The organism is Rhodopila sp. (genome assembly GCF_035548235.1).
Lineage (GTDB): Bacteria > Pseudomonadota > Alphaproteobacteria > Acetobacterales > Acetobacteraceae > Rhodopila.
The window spans coordinates 1-2,507 of record NZ_DASZTJ010000045.1 but is presented as its reverse complement, the minus strand read 5'-3'; the positions used below and the strand labels follow the sequence as shown (position 1 = coordinate 2,507).

Here is a 2,507-nt window from a genome sequence, read left to right as displayed (position 1 = left end):
GAAGAGAACCGCAAAATTCCGTTCGGCCATCACTACGGCGAACCGGTGTGGCAGGACATACCCGGCGAATATCGCGCCATGCTGCGCCGCCTGGTCGTCATTCAGGGCGACACCGAGCCGGCCTCGGTGGAGCAGCAGCGCCATCTCGGCAAGACGGCGCCGTCGCTCTACGACATGCGCAACGTCTTTCAGGTCAATGTCGAGGAGGGCCGTCACCTCTGGGCGATGGTCTACCTGCTGCAAAAATATTTCGGCCGTGATGGACGGGAGGAAGCGCAAGACCTGCTCAAGCGCCGATCGGGAGACGCCGATACGCCGCGCATGCTGGGGGCTTTCAACGAACGCACGCCCGACTGGCTATCGTTCTTTATGTTCACCTTCTTCACCGACCGCGACGGCAAGATGCAGCTTGCGGCGCTGGCGCAGTCGGGCTTCGATCCATTGTCGCGCACCTGCCGCTTCATGCTGACGGAAGAAGCCCACCATATGTTCGTCGGTGAAACAGGTGTGACACGCACGGTCCAGCGCACTGTGGAGGCGATGGCGGCGGCGGGCATTGAGGATCCTTATCAGATCGAGCGTGTCCGCACCCTAGGCGTTATCGACCTGCCGACGATCCAGAAGAAGGCCAACCTGCATTTCTCCCTGACGCTTGATCTTTTTGGCAACGAAATCAGTACCAACGCGGCCAACGCATTCAACGCCGGACTTAAAGGGCGGTATCAGGAGGACAGGCTGTCGGACGACCATCAACTGACGTCATCGGTCTATCCGGTGCTGCGGCTGCGCGACGGTGCAATCGTGCAGGAGGACGTGCCGGCCTTGTCGGCGCTGAACATGCGGCTGCGTGACGACTACGTAACCGACACGACCGCCGGTGTAGCGCGCTGGAACCGCGTGTTGGAACGCTCCGGACTCGCTTTCCGCTTTACTCTGCCGCATGTCGCGTTCAACCGCAGGATCGGCGAGTTCAATGCGGTGCACACGGATACCGGCGGAATGCCGCTGACCGCCGAACAATGGGCAGCCCGGCACGACGAAATGCTTCCGTCCGTCGACGACAACCTGTTCATCGCCAGCCTGATGCAACCGGTGCGGGAGCGCGGGCAATACGCGGGATGGATCGCCCCGCCCCGGCAGGGGATCGATGGAATGCCAGGAGATTTCGAGTACGTGCGGATCGCGAGTTGAGGCGACCTCGCTGAGCGCACCATCTCCGTCCGGGCGGTCCATGCGCCTACCAGGCGATCTCCGACCCGTTGTAATCCAGGTACCGGTGCTGATACGCGCCGCTTTGTGCCTCGATCACCCGTACGATCCCCTGGGCGCTTTCCTCCACGGACACAGGGGCCCCGGCGCCGCCCATGTCCGTCCGCACCCATCCCGGATGCAGCGACAGTACCGTCAGATTCCGCCCGCGCAACTCTCCCCAAAGTCCACGCGTCAGTGAGTTCAGTGCCGCCTTGCTCGCGCGATACAGCTCGTGTCCGCCGCCGCTGTTCATCGCCACGCTGCCCATCACCGAGGATGAGAAGGCCAAGACCCCAGGCCCCGGCTTCAAATGGGGCACGATCGTCCGGGCAAGGCGGATCGGAGCGACGGCGTTGGTGAACATCAGGACACCGATCTCCACCTCGGTGGCGGCATCGGCACTGCGGTGGCCCGGGCCGGCGACGCCGGCGTTGATCAGGACGGCATCCAGTTTGCGATCGCCGAGGAGCGCGCCGAACCCGTCCAACGCGGTGGGGTCCGTCATCTCCAGCGGCAGGATCGTCATCCGACCCCTGTGCCGGTCCGCCACGTCGCCCAGCGCGGTCGCTTCCGCCGGTCGGCGGGCGGTCGCGATCACATCCCAGCCGGCAGCCAGGAACGCCTCGGTCACGCCGAGGCCAATACCACGGTTAGCCCCGACGACCAGGGCCAAACGATGTTCCGCCATACAGTGATCCCTCTCGTACGCGCCGGCGGCAAGGACGAACCCGGTCCTGCCGACGCCTCATGCGCGGTATAGACTGCATGTAAAGAGGAGGTCCTGATGGTCAAGCCGGACGGCGCATAGGCCGGTTCCTGCAGAAATAATTTTCAGCCATATTATGTGACCATGGATGATGAGGGATTCCCGCCATCAGGCGAGAAAATTGATTATTCCTAAACCGCAATCGAACCTGGAGACGACAGTGCCGGCGCGATACGAGCCCCAAGGTTCCCTTCCGGTCATATTGCGGGAGCTTTGCCAGACGGCGACGTTGGAAGGTGCGGCGATCATCGACCGCAGCCAGCCGAACGAGCCTGTGACCTATACCGCCGGGCGCGCGGGTGCCGATACGATCGATACCGGTCGCGCGTTGCTCGCCGCTAGCCCTGCCGGCCCATCGCATGGCCTGGGTGCCGATCGGCGCCCCGTCCTCGCCTGCCCCTGGACCAGCCGCCCCTCCCGGCTTGGCGGCATCGTCATGTGGCGGGCACCCAAGGCGGCTCCATGGACTCAGGCCGATCATAGCATGGCC

At 63.9% G+C, this 2,507-nt stretch carries 3 protein-coding genes; 2 read left to right on the top strand and 1 reads right to left on the bottom strand.

The window, feature by feature from the left end; all coding sequences use genetic code 11:
* Positions 1 to 1,191 (top strand): benzoyl-CoA 2,3-epoxidase subunit BoxB (boxB, locus tag VHB27_RS03890; protein ID WP_325597615.1); only part of this gene is annotated, 1,191 nt, incomplete at its 5' end.
* Between the two features lie 46 nt (positions 1,192 to 1,237).
* On the opposite strand, the gene VHB27_RS03885 is transcribed toward boxB, so the two are convergent.
* The gene (locus VHB27_RS03885; RefSeq protein WP_325597614.1) at positions 1,238 to 1,939 is read right to left on the bottom strand and encodes an SDR family oxidoreductase; all 702 of its coding nucleotides are present in this window, start codon (positions 1,937 to 1,939) and stop codon (positions 1,238 to 1,240) included.
* Between the two features lie 166 nt (positions 1,940 to 2,105).
* Between VHB27_RS03885 and VHB27_RS03880 the strand changes: the two genes are divergently transcribed.
* The coding region (locus VHB27_RS03880; protein WP_325597613.1) for a hypothetical protein at positions 2,106 to 2,507 on the top strand (402 nt) is incomplete at its 3' end.

Coding starts and splice junctions, on each gene's coding strand:
- VHB27_RS03885 (WP_325597614.1), bottom strand. CDS start 1,939: ATGGCGGAACATCGTTTGGCCCTGGTCGTCGGGGCTAACCGTGGTATT.